This window comes from Vibrio sp. 2CM40D, assembly GCF_023161825.1.
In the GTDB taxonomy this organism is placed as follows: Bacteria; Pseudomonadota; Gammaproteobacteria; order Enterobacterales; family Vibrionaceae; genus Vibrio; species Vibrio alginolyticus.
This window is the reverse complement of record NZ_JALNTL010000006.1, coordinates 122,433-140,606: the sequence shown is the minus strand read 5'-3', so window position 1 is coordinate 140,606 and position 18,174 is coordinate 122,433. Positions and strand designations below refer to the sequence as shown.

The following is an 18,174-nucleotide window of genomic DNA, read 5'->3' as shown; positions in this document are numbered from 1 at the left end:
CGCCATGGCCATATCTGAATAATTTGGAGCGACACACGAGGTTCGAACTCGTGACCTCAACCTTGGCAAGGTTGCGCTCTACCAACTGAGCTAGTGTCGCATTTATTCTCGAAAGCCATTCGCTCTCAAAAGAATAATGGAGGCGCCTCCCGGAGTCGAACCGAGGTCCACGGATTTGCAATCCGCTGCATAGCCACTCTGCCAAGGCGCCTTTTATTACGCTTCAGGGCTCTACCCCGTTGCGTTGGTGGCTACTTTACGGATTGAGAGAAGATAGTCAAACAAAAATATTTCATTTTCTGTTTGTTTGATTTCTTTTAAGTCAATTCGACCAAAGTTCGATCTTATTGGCTTAAAACGAAGCAATATAAATCTAGCTTTCAGTTCGTTTTGTCCCATGAAACATTAAGGCGTTTAATAGTTGCTGACCCTTTTTAGCAATCTTCCCACAACATTAGGGTGATAAGACCAAGTGTGATCAAACATCGACATTAATGCAGGATTTCCGTATTTCGATAAGCTAATCGCGTGAAAACGGTTTTTCTTCGCTTTGAGCGCATCCACTTTGGCCAGTAACTCGTCTTGTTGTTTTGGCGCGATAAAGTCGGAAATGACTACCATGTCTGCGTTTTTATATTTATCACCGCTCATCAAGTCGATAGATTTAATCAAAGTTGGCTCTAAGTCTGTACCACCATGGAAGCTATAAGTTAGAAAGTCCGCCGCCTCGCGCAAACCATCTTGTTTGGTTAGTTCGTAGGTAATGTGTTCCGTAGAAAAAATAATGACATAGCAATCACGTTGCTCCGCTAGTGCGATTTGCATCAGAGCATAAGCCATGGCTTTGGCGCATTGCTCAGGAAAGCCACTCATGGAACCGGACGCGTCCACACAAACAATGAAGGGGCCTTTTTCGATATCTACCGCTTTATGGTCAGGTCGGTGAGCTTTAACTTTACGTAACGTGCGCGATTTGCCTTGTGTACGATAGTTCATGAGCCTTTTATCAACTAAGTGTTTATAGAATACAACTTCAAGTTCAGGATACGCCAAAAACATCGTTTCGTTGGGAAGTAGCTTATTTAGATCATCGCTTTCGTGAATACCAACAATATCATCCGTCGCCTCATCACTTTTCTCTTCGACCAATTGAAGTTCTTCAGTGGGCGCACGATTTAGTTCAGGATCATTTACTTGCCCCGCCATACGACCGAGTTGCTCCGCAATTTCTTGCAAGCCTTGGTGCTTCTTCAGAAACTCAGCATGGCGCTTCATCACCGTTAAGTCTGTTTTACTCAACTTGGCAGATGCCATATCCCACAGGCGCCCTACACTTTCAGCATCACCCGACTCCGTGACTTTATCCATATTACGCATGGTTTCCATACGTTGATACAGGTCATTCAGCACCTTTTCTTTATTGGCTTCAAGCTCGCTTACTTGCGCTTGTTTTATTGCATCGGTGAGGCTTTGGTACCATTGGTCACAAAAGTAATGTGGGAACATAGGGTTATTCATCCCTTTGTTCTTTTCCATCATTCGGCGAGCTTGCATGTAAAACGCAGAGTGCCATTCCAGCTTTTTAATCACATCTTCGATGTTTTCAAAAAACGCCTCTTCATCCCAATGAATAACCTCTTGATATAAAGACAGCTCTTGTTGGAAACGCTCTGTCTCACATACCTTGGTGATCCGTTTTTTAACGCTGCCTCGCCACTTTAACAAGTGACCTTTGACCGAAGATTTAACACCTCGGTTTTCTGCCATCATCATGACTTGTGAACGAGCCATCAAATCATTAACTGCGCTATCGATGATGCCGGAGTCGGCCACCATCAGCGCGAGGTTAAGTCCGTCTGCACCTAGCATGTCGTCTCCTTATGAGAAAAACTGATTTAAGTTTTTAAAGCGTTGGATAACTTTTTCACTTTCTGCTTGGATTGATTCAAGCCTCTGACTGACCTGTTGCAGACTCGACTCCATTAGGCGGGGTAATTCAGGATCAACAAAGCTATGCGGAAGCGCATCATGAAAGTTCGCTTTCACCTTACGCATATGGTGTTCTGCCTCACTAAGCTGATTTACGGCTTTTTCGCTCTGCGTTAACCACTTTTGGTAAAGCTCTACATCCAAGCCCTCTTGAGTCACTAGGCTAACCAGAATGCCTCGGTTCGCGATATCACGGATAACTAGGTTATTCGCCGCGTCAACGTCAAATCGTAAACGGCACATGTTGGTGTTTTGATTGACGTAACCATACACATCACCGCTTCCCTCTTTAATGACTCGATCTAACTCATCTTTGGGTACATAAACCCAGCGGCTATCACCTTTTTCTGATTCTGAAACCGACATGTTGCTTTGCAAGACCACCAATTTAACTAAGTTAACGGCTGCGCCAACTTTGTACATCTTGGCTTTAGAGGTATCAAAGCGCATGGTTTCTTTGCGCAAAATACCCGTTGCCGCTTCAGACGTTAACGTCATGCGGTAGGCATCTTCAAGTTCATGTTGAACATCAACCAAAGACTCACGGCAGTACTCGATTTCCTGCTCCGCGTCTTGTTGATCAAATGCATGTTTTAAGGCGAACTCTTGAACCACTTCACGTACCACATCTCGCGATTCAGGACTGTTCCATAAACAATCTTGCAGCAGTAGAAGGTCAAGCGGATTGATTTCATCGCGACCATTAAAAAACGCGCTCGCTTTTAACAACTTCACGGCTTTCTTCCAGCGGCGGTCAGAGACATACATGTCGGTATTGGCCACATCACCAAACTGAGCTTCAACTTTGCTTTCTAACATCGTTTTAAGCTGGAAAAGCTTTTCGAATGCATTATCGGTTAGCGTCAATTTGTCGAGCTGTTGTTGCCATTGATGATATTCTTCATCAGTTATCGCTAGGCCTTCTGGTACTTGTGCCTCTTGCGATGTGCCCACAGTCAACATCGACTTAAAGTTTTGTTTATTCTGAATTCGATTCACAAACACACGCACCAACATGCGGTCGTAGAGGGCATCCAATCCACTATCTTCATCGGGTAATTCATTGGAAGCCGATACCAACAGGCGCATTGGCACACGCTCGATATCGCTGCCATTTTTGAATGTTTTCTCATTAACCACTGTCAGCAATGTGTTAAGAATTGCAGGCCCCGCCTTCCAGATTTCATCCAAAAATACGACTTGTGCAGTTGGCAAATACCCTTTAGTTAAGCGAACATAACGGCCGTTGTCTTTTAGCTCTTGGATACTCAGTGGCCCAAACACCTCTTCAGGGGTTGAGAAGCGCGTCATCAGGTATTCGAAGTAACTGCTGTTATCGAACGCTTGGATGAGTCGTTTGGCAATTAAGCTTTTTGCAATACCAGGGGGGCCTAAAAGAAAAACACTTTCACCAGCAAGTGCAGCAAGAAGGCAGAGCTTGATCGTATGTTCACGCTCATAAACGCCATCCGTTAACGCTTTCGCCAATTTATTGATGCGTTCTGAGAGAAGCGCTTTTTCGGCATTTGAGGCAAATAAGGTTTGTGTCATACGTTCTCCGGCTACTGAAGTGGTATTGCGTTAACATTTTTATACACTTGTTATAACTTTGTTACAAATGTATTTTGTCGAATTCCCCTTATAGCAGATGCTTTTCCCCTTCTTGACGAAGCAATCAAAGTTTCCATTTATGAGACATTGCTCACTTAAAGTGCAAACGCTTTCGTCGTGTTGCAGTATTTTTTGCTTTTGTTTCCCACCATTTGTGGTTAATGTCGAAAAACGTCAAAAATGCGGTAACAGCTAGGGTTCATAACTGCATGAGCAAGATAATTCATAAATGGAAGCAAATTTCTCTGATTGAAGAAGACGTTGTGCTTCCTACAGGACAGGCAATTACGCACACCACAATCCATCATCCGGGTGCTGCGGTGATTCTCCCTATTACAGCGGAAGGTCACATTGTCCTTGTCCACCAATTTCGGCCTTCACTTAATAAATGGCTATTGGAACTTCCTGCTGGTACCAGAGAAGGCAACGAAGAGCCACTCTGCTGCGCCAAAAGAGAGTTAGAGGAAGAAACTGGGTTTAGTGCAGAGAAATTCACGTCTCTCGGCCAAGTCACCCCTCTTGCCGGATTTTGTGATGAGATACAGTATCTATTTGTTGCCGAAAAGCTCAACAAAACAAACCGTTACGAGTGCGATGAAGACGAAGTGATTGAGGTCGTCACCTTGTCAATCAAGCAACTCGAAGAAAAGATTGTCGATGGCTCGATCACCGATGCCAAAACGATCGCTTGCTTAAGCAAAGCGCGCCTTTGCGGATATATTTAGGACTTTGACCAAGGAGACATTCATGGATTTTCGATCAGATACCGTTACACAGCCCACCCAAGCCATGCGAGAAGCCATGTTTAAGGCCCCCGTTGGGGATGATGTTTATGGTGATGACCCTACGGTCAATGAGCTTGAAAAATTTGCTGCGCAGCTTGCTGGTTTCGAAGCAGCTTTGTTTACCACTTCAGGCACTCAAGCCAATCTGCTCGGTTTAATGGCGCATTGCGAGCGGGGAGATGAATATCTATGTGGGCAACAAGCACATAACTACAAATACGAAGCTGGTGGCGCGGCGGTTTTGGGATCAATTCAACCTCAACCAGTCGAAAATAACCCAGATGGCACGCTACCATTTGATAAACTGGCTGCTGCGATTAAACCAGATGATTGTCACTTTGCTCGCACTAAGCTTCTCAGCTTAGAAAACACAATTAATGGTAAAGTACTACCTCTGTCTTACTTAGCAGAAGCACGTGACTTCGTGAATAAACATAACTTGCAGATGCATCTAGATGGCGCTCGCGTTTTTAACGCAGCCGTTGCACTTGATGTTCCGGTAAAAGAGATCGGTCAGTACTTTGATTCAATGACGATCTGTCTGTCGAAAGGTCTGGCTGCCCCTGTTGGCTCGCTACTGCTTGGTAGCAAAGACTACATCGCAAAAGCACGTCGCTTAAGAAAGATGGTCGGCGGTGGTATGCGTCAAGCGGGTATTCTTGCCGCAGCAGGCAAACTTGCCCTTACCGAACAAGTGGAACAGCTAAAACAAGATCACATCAACGCAAAAACCTTAGCGGAAGGTTTAGCAGAACTGCCTGGTTTTTCAGTCAACCCTGAATTTGTTCAAACGAACATCGTGTTCGCGAAGCTTGCTCCTCAAGTGGACATAGTAAGTATCGCTGCGAAACTAAAGGAACAAAACATCACGATAACCCCTGGAAATCCAATTCGTTTTGTAACTCATAAAGATATTTCAGCGAAAGGCATCGACACTTTCTTATCAAGTATAAAATCTCTACTTTAATTTGATTTTGATCATTGAGCTTCCCCTAAGGGGAAGCTTTATTGTATCGGCATGATTTTTAGCGAATAGATAACCTCCATGCTCAGATTTGTACTTCTAATCTCTTTTATTTTCTCTTCCGCTATCCATGCCGAGCCGTTTGGTGATGCTGATAAAGGTAAAATCAAATCACCTAGCTGTGTCTATTGTCACGGTGTTACAGGCATCGCAACGAACAACACCTATCCAAGCCTTGCTGGTCAAAATGCTCAGTACCTTTACAATGCAATGAAATCTTATCAAGCCGGTGAGCGTAAAGGGCCACTTGCAGAAATGATGGCAGCACAGTTAAAAATGTTAAATGATGAAGACCTTCGTGATGTCGCTGCTTTTTATGCAGAACAGACAGAAATCAAGTGATTAGATCACCTGTAGATGTACTATGAAAGCTCGTGAATCATCCAAACTCAACGCATATTGAAATATTAACCCAACATTTGACCACAAAACAATCAAATTAACTTCACTTCAAATATTTGATGAATTTATAGTTCAACATAAGCATTAATATTGACTTTTTATTCTATTTTATCGATATTTCATGCTTTATTGAATTTGACGTGAAGTAAGTTATGTCTCACACACATGCGCAACCAGCAGACTCGGTTGCTACCCCTAAGTCGTGGCAGATGCCAGATACCCTCATTTTGATCTTCATTGTTGGTATTCTTGCTGCGATTCTTACCTACTTAATTCCTGCTGGTCATTTTGATAGCCAACAGGTGACCTACATGGTCGACGGTGCAGAAAAAACTCGCACAGTTATCGATCCTTCTTCTTTCTCTTATGCAACCGACGAAAACGGTGAGTTGGTTTACAACACAGTTGGCCTGTTTGCTTCTGGTGGTGGCATTGGTCTGATGAACTTCCCTTTCGAAGGTCTAGTTTCTGGCTCTAAATGGGGCAGCGCAATCGGCGTGATTATGTTCATGTTGGTTATCGGCGGTGCTTTCGGCGTTGTAATGCGTACAGGCACTATCGATAACGGTATCCTGCGCCTTATCGATAAGACCAAAGGTAACGAAGCGCTATTCATTCCAGTGCTATTTTTGCTGTTTTCGCTAGGCGGTGCGGTATTTGGTATGGGTGAAGAAGCCGTAGCATTTGCGATTATTATCGCGCCGCTTATGGTTCGCCTTGGTTATGATGGTATCACTACGGTGATGGTTACCTATGTTGCGACTCAAATTGGCTTCGCTACTTCTTGGATGAACCCTTTTTCCGTCGCTATTGCGCAAGGCATTGCGGGTGTACCTGTTTTATCCGGCATGACAGTGCGCATGGGGTTATGGGCTGGCTTTACGTTAATCGGTATCGCTTTCACAATGATCTACGCCGCTCGTGTGAAGTCAAATCCTAAACTTTCTTACAGCCATCGCACAGACCAGTATTTCCGTCAGCAAGAGCTTGGCAATCAAGATTCTCGTTGGAACCTAGGTGACACACTCGTTATCCTTACGGTTATTGCGACCACGGTGTGGGTCGTTTGGGGCGTAGTCGCTAACGCATGGTACATCCCAGAAATCGCTTCTCAATTTTTCACTATGGGCTTTGTTGTCGCGATCATCGGTACGATTTTCCGCCTAAACGGTATGACGCTAAACTGCGCAGCTGATGCATTTAAAGAAGGTGCAGCTATTATGCTTGCACCTGCCCTATTAGTGGGTTGTGCAAAAGGGGTATTGTTGATCCTTGGTGGTGGTACAACTGATGAAGCGAGTGTACTGAACTCAATTCTAAACAGTGCTGGCGGCGTGATCAGTGGGCTTCCTGACGTAGCTGCAGCATGGTTAATGTATGTATTCCAATCTATCTTCAACTTCTTCGTCACTTCGGGCTCTGGACAAGCGGCACTAACGATGCCTCTACTGGCCCCTCTGGCAGACATTGCAGGCGTTACGCGCCAAGTGGCAGTTTTGTCATTCCAACTTGGCGATGGCTTTACTAACGTTATCGTCCCTACTTCGGCATCTCTCATGGCAACGCTTGGTGTCTGCCGTATCGACTGGGGTGACTGGGCAAAATTCTGCTGGCGATTTATTCTATTACTCTTTACCCTATCAAGTATCGTCGTTATCGCAGCTCATATTATGGGTTTTGCGTAAAACGAAACCAATTGGTAATTAAGGCGAGACATGTTCTCGCCTTATTAATATTCATGGTATGACGACGCTAAGGTTTTAGATTAGCTTATGGTTTTGGAGTGGTAACTTTAATGGCAACACAATTTCTCGATGACATGATTCAGGGTCATCAAGTGATTCAATCTCTCAATGTAGCAGACCTAAATTCGGGCGAGCATAAGTTTTGGTTTCGCATCGCAACGAATGCTCTCTCTCAGTGGCAACACCTACCTGTGCTAGTGTTCAAAGGTGAAAAACCTGGCAAGAAGATCATGATTACCGCAGGGGTTCATGGTGATGAGTACAATGGTGTGTTAGCAGCGCAGAAAACTGCTCGAGAGCTCATCGGCACTGAAGTCGCTGGTACTGTCACTATTGTTCCAACCATTAACATGCCAGGTATGCTAAACCACAGCCGCGATTTCTATTCCGCAGACCCTGACGCGTCTCCTGCAAACTTAAACCGCTTTTTTCCTGGTGACCAAAACGGCAATGAGGCCCAACGTTACTTATATGCATTGTGGAATGATTTGCTCAAGCCAAATGCTGATTTAGCCATTGACCTTCACACTCAAACCAGTGGTGCGGCCTATCCACTTTACGTGTTTGCAGATTTCCGAATCGAGCAATCATTAGAAATGGCTCGTCTCATTAATCCTGATGCGATTTTAAATGATCCTGGAGATGCTGGCGTCCTTGAAACGGTTTGGAATAACCATGATGTCCCAAGCATTACAGTTGAAGTAGGTATGGGGCGATACACCGAGCAAGAACTTATCAGTCGAACTGTAACAGGCATTTTTAATGTGCTGAAAAAGCATAACATTGTTGAAGGTGATATGGACCCTATTACGTCATGCTTGGAAGGAAACGAAATCGTCAGTGTAAAAGCGACACACGGCGGCTTTGTACTGCCTCATGTCAGTTTGATGAATTTTGTCGAGCAAGGCCAACTTCTTGCGATTCAATACGACAGCTTTGGCGCTGAGATTAAACGCTACACCGCCCCAACAAGCGGCACAGTACTTAGCCACAATGTTGAATCTATTCGAGCACCAGGTTCCCTGATCGTTCGTTTGATTAAGTAAACCATAACCGTTTGTTGATAGAGCAACCTTTCGACGCTCACTCAAATTTATATAAGCCCCATCACGAGTAATCACAAATGATGGGGCTATATCCATTTTGACCACATTAAGTTACGCGGTAACAAATTACTGTTAAGCGAAATGACAAACTGAGCTCTTAATTAGGAAGCTGCCCCTCTGTCCGCTTTTTCAGCCACGCTGATGAACTTAAAGCTGTCTTTGTTTCTCTTGTTCAACAAAAATGAGCTCGTCGATAGCGAAACCTTTCTCTTTAGCTACGTACTTAAAGCGCTCCACTACTCTCTCATCAACGTTAGGCGTTCTAGACAATAGCCACAAATAGTCGTGGTTGTAACCGGAAACAAACGCATAGTCATAGTTTTCACCTAGCTCAAAAACAATGTAAGAAGAGTATATTGGCCCAAAAAAGGAAACCTTTAAGTGTCCAACCGTTTTATCTTCAACAAAATAAGCTTTGCCTTCAGCTTCTGACCACTGTCGCTCTTCTTCGGAATATCCACGGTTTATCACCTTAACCCCACCATCCTCGCGAACCTGATACTCAGCGGTAACGTTGGATAAGCCTCGCTCAAATGAATGGTCTAGGCGTGCAATTTCGTACCACTTACCTAGATATGGCTCTAAATCGAAATTATTGACGGGTTCCACCCCATCCGGCTTCGAGGTACAACCAAATAAAGTTGCAAGTGACAAAAGTAAAAATATTTTTATCGATTTCATACAACACCTAAATTTTAATTAGTGATTGATTTTACTCTAGAAGATAACAAATCGATCACTAAGCCGCACCATCGCCCTCATAGGTACACATCACAATTCTTCATCATCAATAGCGCGCTGAACACCGAAACCTCGTCATCTCTGCAAATCGATAACAAGATTGCTCTATTTTTGACTTACAAGCTGACCATGCTTGTACATTTTGTCAGCATTTAACCCTATGCATATAGAAACTTTGCACAACATAGACATTCGTAGGCATATCACCCTCCTATAATACGTTGCGTTATAGACAGAGGTTATTGTTATGAAATTAAAAACAGTGTCAGTTTGTGCACTTTTGGTGTTACTTGCAGGTTGTCAGCAGGAAAAGCCGAGCGAAACGACACAATTAACGACCTCGGCAGATGTATGTAATGCACAAGGAAACATGCCAGGTGGGTGGAATGAGTTTAACGCGACCCCTGATGCACAAAAGGCAATGGCCTTTGTTTTAAAGAAAATGGACACAATAGCGTCGTTTAAACGAATACTGAATGTTCACGCGCAAATCGTTAGCGGCGTCAACTATGCTATTGAGTTTGAATTGGATGATGGCTCTGTTTGGAACACGATTGTTTATCGCAACCTTGATGGCGAATATGCGATTACCCAATCACCAAAAGAAGGCCACTTTTGCGAACAGTAGCGACTTAGTCAGAAAGCCCCTAACAATAGGGGCTTTTTGATCTAACAGTAGTCACTGAATTAGACAGCGAAGCGACATTGAGATTTAATCGACACCGTTGAACCAAGTCTTGATGGTTCAACATCAATCCTCTGCGCCATTTGCTCTTTCAGCTCAGAAACGTGAGAAATAACACCGATCATGCGCCCAGTCTGTTGCAGGTCCACTAGCGTTTGAATAGCAAGATCTAAAGACTCTGGGTCTAAACTACCGAAGCCCTCATCAATAAATAAAGTGTCTAAACGGATACCGCCACTATAGGATTGCACAACATCCGACAAACCAAGTGCCAGAGCAAGCGCTGCCATAAATGATTCACCGCCGGAAAGTGTCGCAACATCACGCGTTTTTCCTGTGTAGCCATCTTCAACCATTAAATCTAAGCCGCGACCCGCAGCGCCTTTGAAGCCCTCTGTTTTTCGAGCAAGAATATAGCGCCCTTTACTCATAAGGCTTAAACGTTGAGAGGCCTGAATCAGCACATCATCCAACAGTACACCAAGAACAAAGCGATGTAGGCTAACCCTGCTGCCTGTTTTACCGCTAGCAACGTCGTACAACGTACCAAAGATTTTGTATTCTTCTTCTAACTTACTATTTTTCTCATGCAACACGGCAATATCTTTACGAACCTTTTCAAGGCGTTCAAATATTGAGCGTGTGGTATCAAGTTGATTCCTTACTTCAATATATTGCGCCTGCAGAGTGGTTAGCCTGTCGTTAAACGACTCTAAATTAGGCCTTTCAAGATCTTTTAATGCATGATTTAAATCATGTAGTGTTTGCTCAAGCTTGGTTTGTGCCTGTTTGAAGCTGTCTATTTCTTGCTGCCAGGCTTGAAGTTCATCATCTCCCACTCGACTACTTAGATAATGGCTTTCATCCTCAAATTTACTCGCCTGTAGTGCCTCATTCCACGCTAATTCTGCTTGGCTAAGTTTTTGCTCTGACTCAGATAACCACTGCTTGTTCGTCGCTAAGTGACTTTCCGCATTTGATTTCTCCAATATCGCTTGCTGCAAAGCGTTTTGCGCCTTTTCTAAGCCTGTGTTCAAACTCAGAATTTGCTCGTTTGTCAGCAAAATTTCACGTTCAAGCAAGTCAGCGGAACTGTATTTTGGGTCAATAGAAGCTTGTAATTGAGCCAATTGTTCTTGGTTCGCTTTAACGGTTGATTCATTTGCCGCCATTTGATTCTGCAGCTCATGAATTTTATTTTCACCCACGACGCAGCGTTGATTAAGCTGTTCAACGTTCTTTTCTAGCTTTTCAATATCAATAGCTTGTAGACGTAGGAGTTGAGCATTGATCGCTTGCAAATCATTTTGAACCGTCGAGATCTCAGATGTAGCATACTCACCCAACTCCTCTTTCAACTGGTTACACTGATTCTGATACTGACTAATGACAACGTTATGTTGTTCTAGCTGATTGCTTAGTTGGTTCAACAAGGTTTGAGCTTCTCGCTCTTTCGCTCTAGCCGCCTGAACTTGCTCTTTTGTAACGGCTTCTTCAACAAACGTTGCGGGGTTAGGATGCGTTTCGCTACCACACACCGGGCATGCTTCACCTGCTTTTAGTCGCTGCGCTAATACTGCCGCTTGAGCGTTGTGCCACTTAAGCTCTATCGTATCAGCGGCTTGTTGACACTGCATATAGCGCTGACTGGCTTCGTTTAGTGACTGCTGCTTACCTACAGTTAGCGCATTGAGTTTAGAGAGCTCTAAAGTAAGATCATGCAGCTTTTTTAGATCCTGTAGCAGCCGTTGTTTTTGTTTTATTTCCGCATCGATGCTGCCAATAAGCGCAACATCAACTCGTGCTTTCTCTAGCTCCTTCTGTCCCTGCTGGGCCTGTAACGTTAACTTATCTTTTAGTTCTATGTACTGTTTTAACGTTGCTTCAAATTGTTGTTTTTGTTGATAACCCGCCGTTATTTTACTTTCCAAATTGTCTTTCTCGACCAACTTGTTTTTCGTACTTTCAAGCTGATACTGCAGTTGCGTTAACTGCGGGACCTTTGCCGCGGCCTCTTTTGCACTTTGCTGCAAGTTTTCTTGTTCTCTCGCAACGACATGAGCTTTTTCGAGACTCTCTTTCAAAGCTACGATTTTTTGCCTAAGCTCTTGCGTTTGAGCTTTTGCATTTTGTAATGAGATATAGGGCAACTCTATCTTATTGGCATTTTTAGCGTTTTCTAATTGCTGTTGACGAGCTTTTATCGAATCTGAGTGTTCTAGATGCAGCTTGAGTGCGCTTTCTGCTTGCTCTCGTTTCGAAAACTCTCCATTCAAGGTTTCCGCTTTTTGCAATTCAGATTTAGCAGTATTGAGCTTATCTAACGCTGCTTGCTCATTCTTTTTATCAGACTCTAATTGCTTAGTTACTTGTTCCAGTTGTTGTAATAGTTCTTGTTCAGAACTCGCTTCTGCAACTTGTAAAGCACCTCGAATTTGATTATCAAATTCGCCTTTCGCTTTACTAATTGCACTCGCTTTATCTTTGAGCGCGTACTCAATTTTTTTATATATGTCAGTTTGAAAGAGCTGGCCAAAAATTTCTTCACGCTCTTTAGAGCTAGCAAGCAACAGTTCTCGGAATTTTCCTTGAGGCAACACCATAACTTGACGAAATTGAGTTTCATTCAAGCCAATAATATTGCTAACTTCAGTTTTAACCTGAGTCGTCTTGCTGGTGATAAGCGTTTCAGTCTCACCGAGTTCATAAAGAGCCGCAGTGTGCTTTTTAATCGTCATCCCTTCACCACGGGCCTTGGGCGCTTCCTGCTCAGGGGATCGAACAACTCGGTATTGTTTGCCGTGTAACGAAAATTCGAGAACTACTTCGGTTGGTAAATCTTGCGCGGATAAGTCACACCGCATCTGAATACCTTGTCGCTCATTACCTGTGGTTTCACCATAAAGGGCGAAGCAAATGGCATCTAAGATCGACGTTTTACCTGAGCCTGTAGGACCATTAATCAAAAACAGAGGGTTACGGCCAAGCTTTTCAAAGTCAATGACTTCGGTTTTTGCAAACGGACCAAAGGCTTGCATGGTAAGTTTAATTGGTTTCATCTTTGGTCCCTATTGCTGTGATAATTGCTTAATAATGTCAGTAACAGCTTGCTCTTGCTCTTTAGACAACTGGCTATCTTGCGCCTCAATAAAAAAATCTCGGAACATATCAATTTCGCTTCGCGCCAACTTTGCTTGCGCCATTTCCTGCTCTACCCCAATTAACATGCCAGGTTTCTCAAGGTGTAAAACGTTTGGATACACTGAACGAAGTTTTTCCATTGGGTTTAAAATCGCATGTTTATCCATCAAACGAACTAACAAATAATCTTCATTCTTAGGGTCTGTTTTGCCTTGATCAATAACTTTATCCAGCTCGCCCTCTACAATGCGCATTTCATGAGGAGCCGTAAGATCAATATGCTCTGCAGAAACAAATCCTTTCTTGTCCAGTTCAACTAACGTGAAACCTTTTCTCTGGTTCTGTTCACCAAAGCTATACTTCATGAGTGAGCCAGAGTAGCGGATATGCTCTGCGCCTTTCTTTTGAGGCTGATGCAAATGACCAAGTGCGACGTAGTCAAAATCTAAGAAGTGTTCATGACTCACGCGATCAGAGCCACCAATAGATAATGGTCGTTCAGAGTCTGACTCGATGGCCCCATCAACAAAACAATGACTCACGAGCACGCGCTTTTGCGTAGAGATAAAGCGCTCTTTAATTTGCTCAACAAGCAATTGATGAGCCTCATCATGAGTGGATACCGAGGCTTTGTAGGCAAACCTGACCTGTTCAGGGTCGTTATAAGGCATACCATAAAACGCGACCTCATCCGCAGAGTCCGTTTTTATGATGATGGGAGTGAGCATATCTTCAAAGTTGCTAACAATATGGAGACCTGCATTTTTCATTTGCTCTGAGCCGAAACCTAACCTTTCTGCACCATCATGGTTGCCAGATATCAATATCATTGGTGTTTCTAACTCGGTACAAATGCGTTTCACGACTCGATTTAACAGTTCTATTGCAACCGTTGGTGGCACCGAACGGTCATAGATATCTCCCGCCACTACAACTGCATCGACGGGGTTGCGTTCAATATAGTTAATCAGTTGTTCGAGTACTGCTTGTTGATCTTCGAGTAGTGATACGTTGTGGAATTGTCGACCAAGATGCCAATCTGAGGTGTGGATAAACTTCATTCGAATTCACTTTCCGCCAATTCTATGAGTAGGCTTGCTTCTGTCAGAGTCCATGTACCGTTTATAAAAAGGAATGCGTCACGGGTGGGATCTCGAACAAGCCAAAACTCAAGTTATTTTATTTCGGTAAGGATATCTTGAGTCGAACAGCTTTTCATGTGGTTTGTGTTCTAGGGCTGGCTATTTAATCAGAAAGCGAGAAGAACACTGTAAAAACGCGGTGAGCAAAGCTATTTTGAAAAGCAAGCTGCGCCTAGTCATTGTCCAAACATCATTAAAGGGCCAGTTTCGAGTCAATCCCCCATAACATTTGCATCACTAAAACCTCAGCTACTACTAGAAGGAAAAGCAATAGCCAGACCTATTCACTACGCCAATTGTATATTACTCCTACCGCATAGCCATCTGACTCGATGTCCGCTTGCAACACGTGAAAGTCTGGGCAGGGGCTGCTTCTTTGAAGCTCATCAATCACTAACGCTTTTAAAACGCCGCCACATGCACCCAATCCGCCAAGTTTGATATCAACAAATTGATACTGAGTTTGATCGGTCACCCACGGAGACAAGAATTGCATTGAGTTTAACCATTGCGGTTCTTCCTTATTAACGGATAAATACAATTGACTGAGTGGATGTTCACAACTTACTCCTAATTGCTTAAACACCTTGTCCACGGCGATGCGTTGTTGTTTGGCATCTAAGTCAATTCGAACAACATCAGGCACAAGACCTGAATGTCGAAAAAAACACTTGGTTAAAATGATAGAGCTTTGAGGTTTGACATGCCCTTCTACATCACTCGTAACCTCTATAGCCAGTATCCAAGTCGCTTGCGTTTCATTAACTTCACGATTTATCCGATTTAGTGCCATCAAAAATGCAGCTTGGCCATAAGGATAAAAGTAAATTTCAGTATTGACAGTTTGGTCAACGAAAATAGAAAGCTCGCTTATCAATGCTTTAAGCAAGCTTTTGTCTACCGAAGAGGGTAAAAGAACACAGAGATTCCCTTTGATATCAGCTTGCTCAAGACTCTCGCGCTCAGAGCGCACGAGGCTTAATATATGCTCATCTATTGATTGAGCAAAGTCAGGGGGTCGGATTTCCTCGGACAATCTAAAAGAATCATCAGCTATCTCGCGAACGGTGTGTGAACGGCCATTAAAGGATAGAAGATGCGTTTGAAATGCGAGTGGCATCTAGCCTCCGATTAAAACCGTAGGCATACCAGATAGAATTTTGCCACCATGAGACGTTGAATCGCCGACTCTCGCGGCTGGTTTACCGTTGATTGTTACGCTAGAAGAACCTGCTGAGATACTATCCGGAGGACCGATACAAATAAGCTTGTCGCCTTGTCTTGCCGCAGGTATCCCGCCAATCGTTACGTTTGGTGAACCAACAACGACGGGACCACCGACATGCGGTATCTTTCCTGTTTTTTTAGGGCAAAGATGAAAGCTGCCCAAAATTGCGGCTGGTTTACCCACTTTAAATCACCTTAGTTCAATGAAATTTGCCCAGCTTTAAGAGCAATAGCTGAGCCGTTAATGGATATTTTATTACCTTTGATATTGATTTCTCCAGAGCTAGACATCTGAATAGAAGCACCACCTACTTTGATCTCGACGCTCTTTCCTGCATTAAAAGACAGCACTTCACCCGTTTCATTCGAAAAGTTTTTACCTACTTTCAAGCTCGCGTTCTGACCAACCTCTTGATTAACATCATTGGTCACTTTTTCGGTTTTACTGTTTTCAACGGCGATATCAACACAGTCTTCAACTAGCATTTGGAACAGTTTTTCAGCATGAAGATAAATGTGCTCTTCACCAGGCTTATCATCGAAGCGCAACTCATTAAAATTGGATGTACCTTTTTGTACAGAGCGTGATTTATAACCACTCTGAGAACTTTGCTCTGGTAAAGCGTAAGGAGGGAGTTGACTACCGTTATATAGTGACCCCGTAACGATTGGTTGATCAGGGTCTCCGTTGACAAACTCGACGATGACCTCTTGTCCGACTCTAGGGTGAAACACCGCCCCCCATCCGTTACCTGCGATATTTTGCGCAACACGAATCCAACATGAACTATTTACATCGTATTTACCAACACGGTCCCAGTGAAACTGAACTTTGATACGGCCATGTTTGTCTATGTAAATTTCACCATCTTTGTTCCCCGTAACTACTGCAGTTTGCAAACCTTTCATCTGAGGTTTTGGGTAGTTAACTGAAGGACGAAGGATTGTCTTTGAGTCAACACAACTAAACGAGACTTTGACACCTTGCGCACCGGTGCCACCTTGACCAGTCTGGTTATAAACAGCAGCAGACAAAAAAACAGAAGACAGTACATATTCTTTGCCGACTCGAGATTTATCTTCATGCTTTTTAAACTTGAAGCACTTGCCTACACTGAATGTTCTGCACGTAGCCTCGCCACGACACAAATATGCATTTTGCTGTAGTGCTTCTATTGCATGCGTGTTTCTCAGTGCGTATTGATCATTGCTCTCCATTTCACCCATGTATTCAAAATACTCGCTTCCAGGTACTGTAAAAAAATCACTTTCACCCTTTGCAGTATTTTTAGGATTCGAAGAAGGCTTGAGCATGTTATAGCCTGACTTTTGACTCGCTTTAGTAGTCAGAATTTGCGTTTCATGCCAAGAAGAAATGTGGCTAGATTTCGCCGTACCTGTATCAAAATCGACTAAAAACTCAGTACCCGGCTTATAAAAACTGATGTCATCAAAAATATTGAGCGTATGGGCAGACTTAGTATGTGTAAAACAAAATGATAGCCCCTCCTCCGATAACAGACGTCGAACAAATTCAAGATCTGATTCTTCATATTGTACTTTGTATGTGTATTTAGGATAGGACTTGGTTAACTCAAAACTAAAGGCAACACTATGCTCCGATAGTACTTCAGAGATAATTTCCTTTATATCTTTATGCTGAAATATTCTGCAATTTTTTCGATATTCAGCGAAACGTAATTTAGGCTCTATTAATAATTCTATGTTTTTATAATTTTCGCCTTTATGTGTATTAGAAACCCTTTTCCCTTCTAATCTTGCAGCAGAAACATAACCATGCATATAACGAGGATTTGAAGAAACATCCTCATTATTTTCAAGGGTAATGGTAACTTCCTTACCAATAATTTCGTTTAACTCACTTCGTTGATCATTAAAGTAAGCTTTAGCACGCAATGAAAAAAGTTCTGAGATCTCTTCTCTATACTCAAACGAGTTTAGTATGATGGCATCTTTACCGAATGGCGAAGAAATTCGGATGAAATTGTTATCTTGAGTTGCTCTTTTCATTAAATACTTCTTTCAAAAAAATGCGGAGGAATACTCCCCCGCATGAAAATTACATTTGTTGACCTTTAACACCGCTGTAGCCGTATACCAATGGAGCAGAAGTGTTGTTCTTATCGTCAGTAGGAGTCACTGTCATCATCATTTCTGTGTAAGAAATTGTGATAGTTTCAACTGGACGATCGTCTTGGATAGAAACTGAGTAGTTAGAAATCATCGCATCAGTCAGTTCGATCTTCATGATCTCTTCAACCTTCTCACCCTGCTTAGTAATATGGAAAACTGCTGGTTTACCTTTACCAATCGTCGCTTCTTTAAATAAGTCAGGAGAAGAACGGTCTTGAAGTTTAGTGATAGTCAAATCATATAGACGAGTAGCGCTCGCTTCACGGTCCATCGCTGTACCAGTGTATGATGAGATCTCACGACCTACACTCCAATCTACAGATAGTAGTGTAATCAAATCTTTGTATTGCTCGGCTGTTGCCTCACCCTTAATATCTGCGTATTTAAGATACGTATTAGACTGCATGCTAATCTCCTATAGC

The 18,174-nt window shown here is 43.2% G+C and carries 15 protein-coding genes and 2 tRNA genes; 6 read left to right on the top strand and 11 right to left on the bottom strand.

Annotated elements, in window-relative coordinates:
• Positions 1-24 precede the first annotated feature (24 nt).
• The 4 genes from MTF70_RS15460 to MTF70_RS15445 all read right to left on the bottom strand — a co-directional run bounded on the left by MTF70_RS15460 (position 25) and on the right by MTF70_RS15445 (position 3,540).
• Positions 25-100: transfer RNA gene (locus MTF70_RS15460), tRNA-Gly, on the bottom strand.
• A gap of 37 nt (positions 101-137) precedes the next feature.
• Positions 138-211: transfer RNA gene (locus tag MTF70_RS15455), tRNA-Cys, on the bottom strand.
• A gap of 203 nt (positions 212-414) precedes the next feature.
• Positions 415-1,869 carry an ATPase RavA stimulator ViaA gene (gene viaA / locus MTF70_RS15450; RefSeq protein ID WP_033907023.1) on the bottom strand — a complete coding sequence of 485 codons (1,455 nt, stop codon included), beginning with the start codon at positions 1,867-1,869 and terminating at the stop codon, positions 415-417.
• A 9-nt stretch (positions 1,870-1,878) separates the two neighbouring features.
• Complete coding sequence (locus MTF70_RS15445) at positions 1,879-3,540, bottom strand: ATPase RavA domain-containing protein (RefSeq protein WP_054576741.1); 1,662 nt, start codon at positions 3,538-3,540, stop codon at positions 1,879-1,881.
• Between the two features lie 269 nt (positions 3,541-3,809).
• On the opposite strand from MTF70_RS15445, the gene MTF70_RS15440 reads away from it, so the two are divergent.
• The 5 genes from MTF70_RS15440 (at position 3,810) to MTF70_RS15420 (ending at position 8,602) form a co-directional block, all read left to right on the top strand.
• Entirely contained in the window at positions 3,810-4,325 is a 516-nt protein-coding gene (locus tag MTF70_RS15440; protein ID WP_151515526.1) for an NUDIX hydrolase, read from the top strand.
• Between the two features lie 22 nt (positions 4,326-4,347).
• Positions 4,348-5,352, top strand: coding sequence for a low-specificity L-threonine aldolase (gene ltaE / locus MTF70_RS15435; protein ID WP_205460994.1), 1,005 nt, complete (start codon positions 4,348-4,350; stop codon positions 5,350-5,352).
• 78 nt (positions 5,353-5,430) lie between these two features.
• Positions 5,431-5,751, top strand: a complete 321-nt coding sequence (locus MTF70_RS15430; protein ID WP_017633643.1) for a cytochrome c — start codon at positions 5,431-5,433, stop codon at positions 5,749-5,751.
• Between the two features lie 212 nt (positions 5,752-5,963).
• Positions 5,964-7,496, top strand: a complete 1,533-nt coding sequence (gene yfcC / locus MTF70_RS15425; protein WP_205460993.1) for a putative basic amino acid antiporter YfcC — start codon at positions 5,964-5,966, stop codon at positions 7,494-7,496.
• Positions 7,497-7,606: 110 nt separating this feature from the next.
• Positions 7,607-8,602 carry a succinylglutamate desuccinylase/aspartoacylase family protein gene (locus tag MTF70_RS15420; protein WP_205460992.1) on the top strand — a complete coding sequence of 332 codons (996 nt, stop codon included), beginning with the start codon at positions 7,607-7,609 and terminating at the stop codon, positions 8,600-8,602.
• Between the two features lie 207 nt (positions 8,603-8,809).
• Here MTF70_RS15420 and MTF70_RS15415 read toward each other — a convergent pair whose 3' ends face one another.
• A complete protein-coding gene (locus MTF70_RS15415) occupies positions 8,810-9,343 on the bottom strand; it encodes a lipocalin family protein (protein WP_054576742.1) in 534 nt (177 codons plus the stop codon).
• Between the two features lie 307 nt (positions 9,344-9,650).
• Here MTF70_RS15415 and MTF70_RS15410 point away from each other — a divergent pair, with 307 nt between their 5' ends.
• Positions 9,651-10,031 (top strand): cystatin domain-containing protein, encoded by a 381-nt coding sequence (locus MTF70_RS15410; RefSeq protein WP_025767719.1) that lies wholly within the window; start codon positions 9,651-9,653, stop codon positions 10,029-10,031.
• A 59-nt stretch (positions 10,032-10,090) separates the two neighbouring features.
• On the opposite strand, the gene MTF70_RS15405 is transcribed toward MTF70_RS15410, so the two are convergent.
• From MTF70_RS15405 to MTF70_RS15380, 6 genes are all read right to left on the bottom strand, one after another.
• The gene (locus MTF70_RS15405) at positions 10,091-13,147 is read right to left on the bottom strand and encodes an SMC family ATPase (RefSeq protein ID WP_205460991.1); all 3,057 of its coding nucleotides are present in this window, start codon (positions 13,145-13,147) and stop codon (positions 10,091-10,093) included.
• A gap of 9 nt (positions 13,148-13,156) precedes the next feature.
• Positions 13,157-14,290 carry an exonuclease SbcCD subunit D gene (locus MTF70_RS15400; protein ID WP_025767717.1) on the bottom strand — a complete coding sequence of 378 codons (1,134 nt, stop codon included), beginning with the start codon at positions 14,288-14,290 and terminating at the stop codon, positions 13,157-13,159.
• Positions 14,291-14,651: 361 nt separating this feature from the next.
• Positions 14,652-15,491: a hypothetical protein gene (locus MTF70_RS15395; RefSeq protein ID WP_025767716.1), complete on the bottom strand. Its 840-nt coding sequence runs from the start codon at positions 15,489-15,491 to the stop codon at positions 14,652-14,654.
• Positions 15,492-15,782 carry a PAAR domain-containing protein gene (locus tag MTF70_RS15390; protein WP_005375969.1) on the bottom strand — a complete coding sequence of 97 codons (291 nt, stop codon included), beginning with the start codon at positions 15,780-15,782 and terminating at the stop codon, positions 15,492-15,494. It lies immediately after the preceding gene.
• An 11-nt stretch (positions 15,783-15,793) separates the two neighbouring features.
• Entirely contained in the window at positions 15,794-17,629 is a 1,836-nt protein-coding gene (gene tssI / locus MTF70_RS15385) for a type VI secretion system tip protein TssI/VgrG (protein WP_205460990.1), read from the bottom strand.
• A 49-nt stretch (positions 17,630-17,678) separates the two neighbouring features.
• On the bottom strand, positions 17,679-18,158 hold the full coding sequence (locus tag MTF70_RS15380) for a type VI secretion system tube protein Hcp (protein ID WP_005375967.1): 480 nt from the start codon (positions 18,156-18,158) through the stop codon (positions 17,679-17,681).
• Positions 18,159-18,174 lie beyond the last annotated feature (16 nt).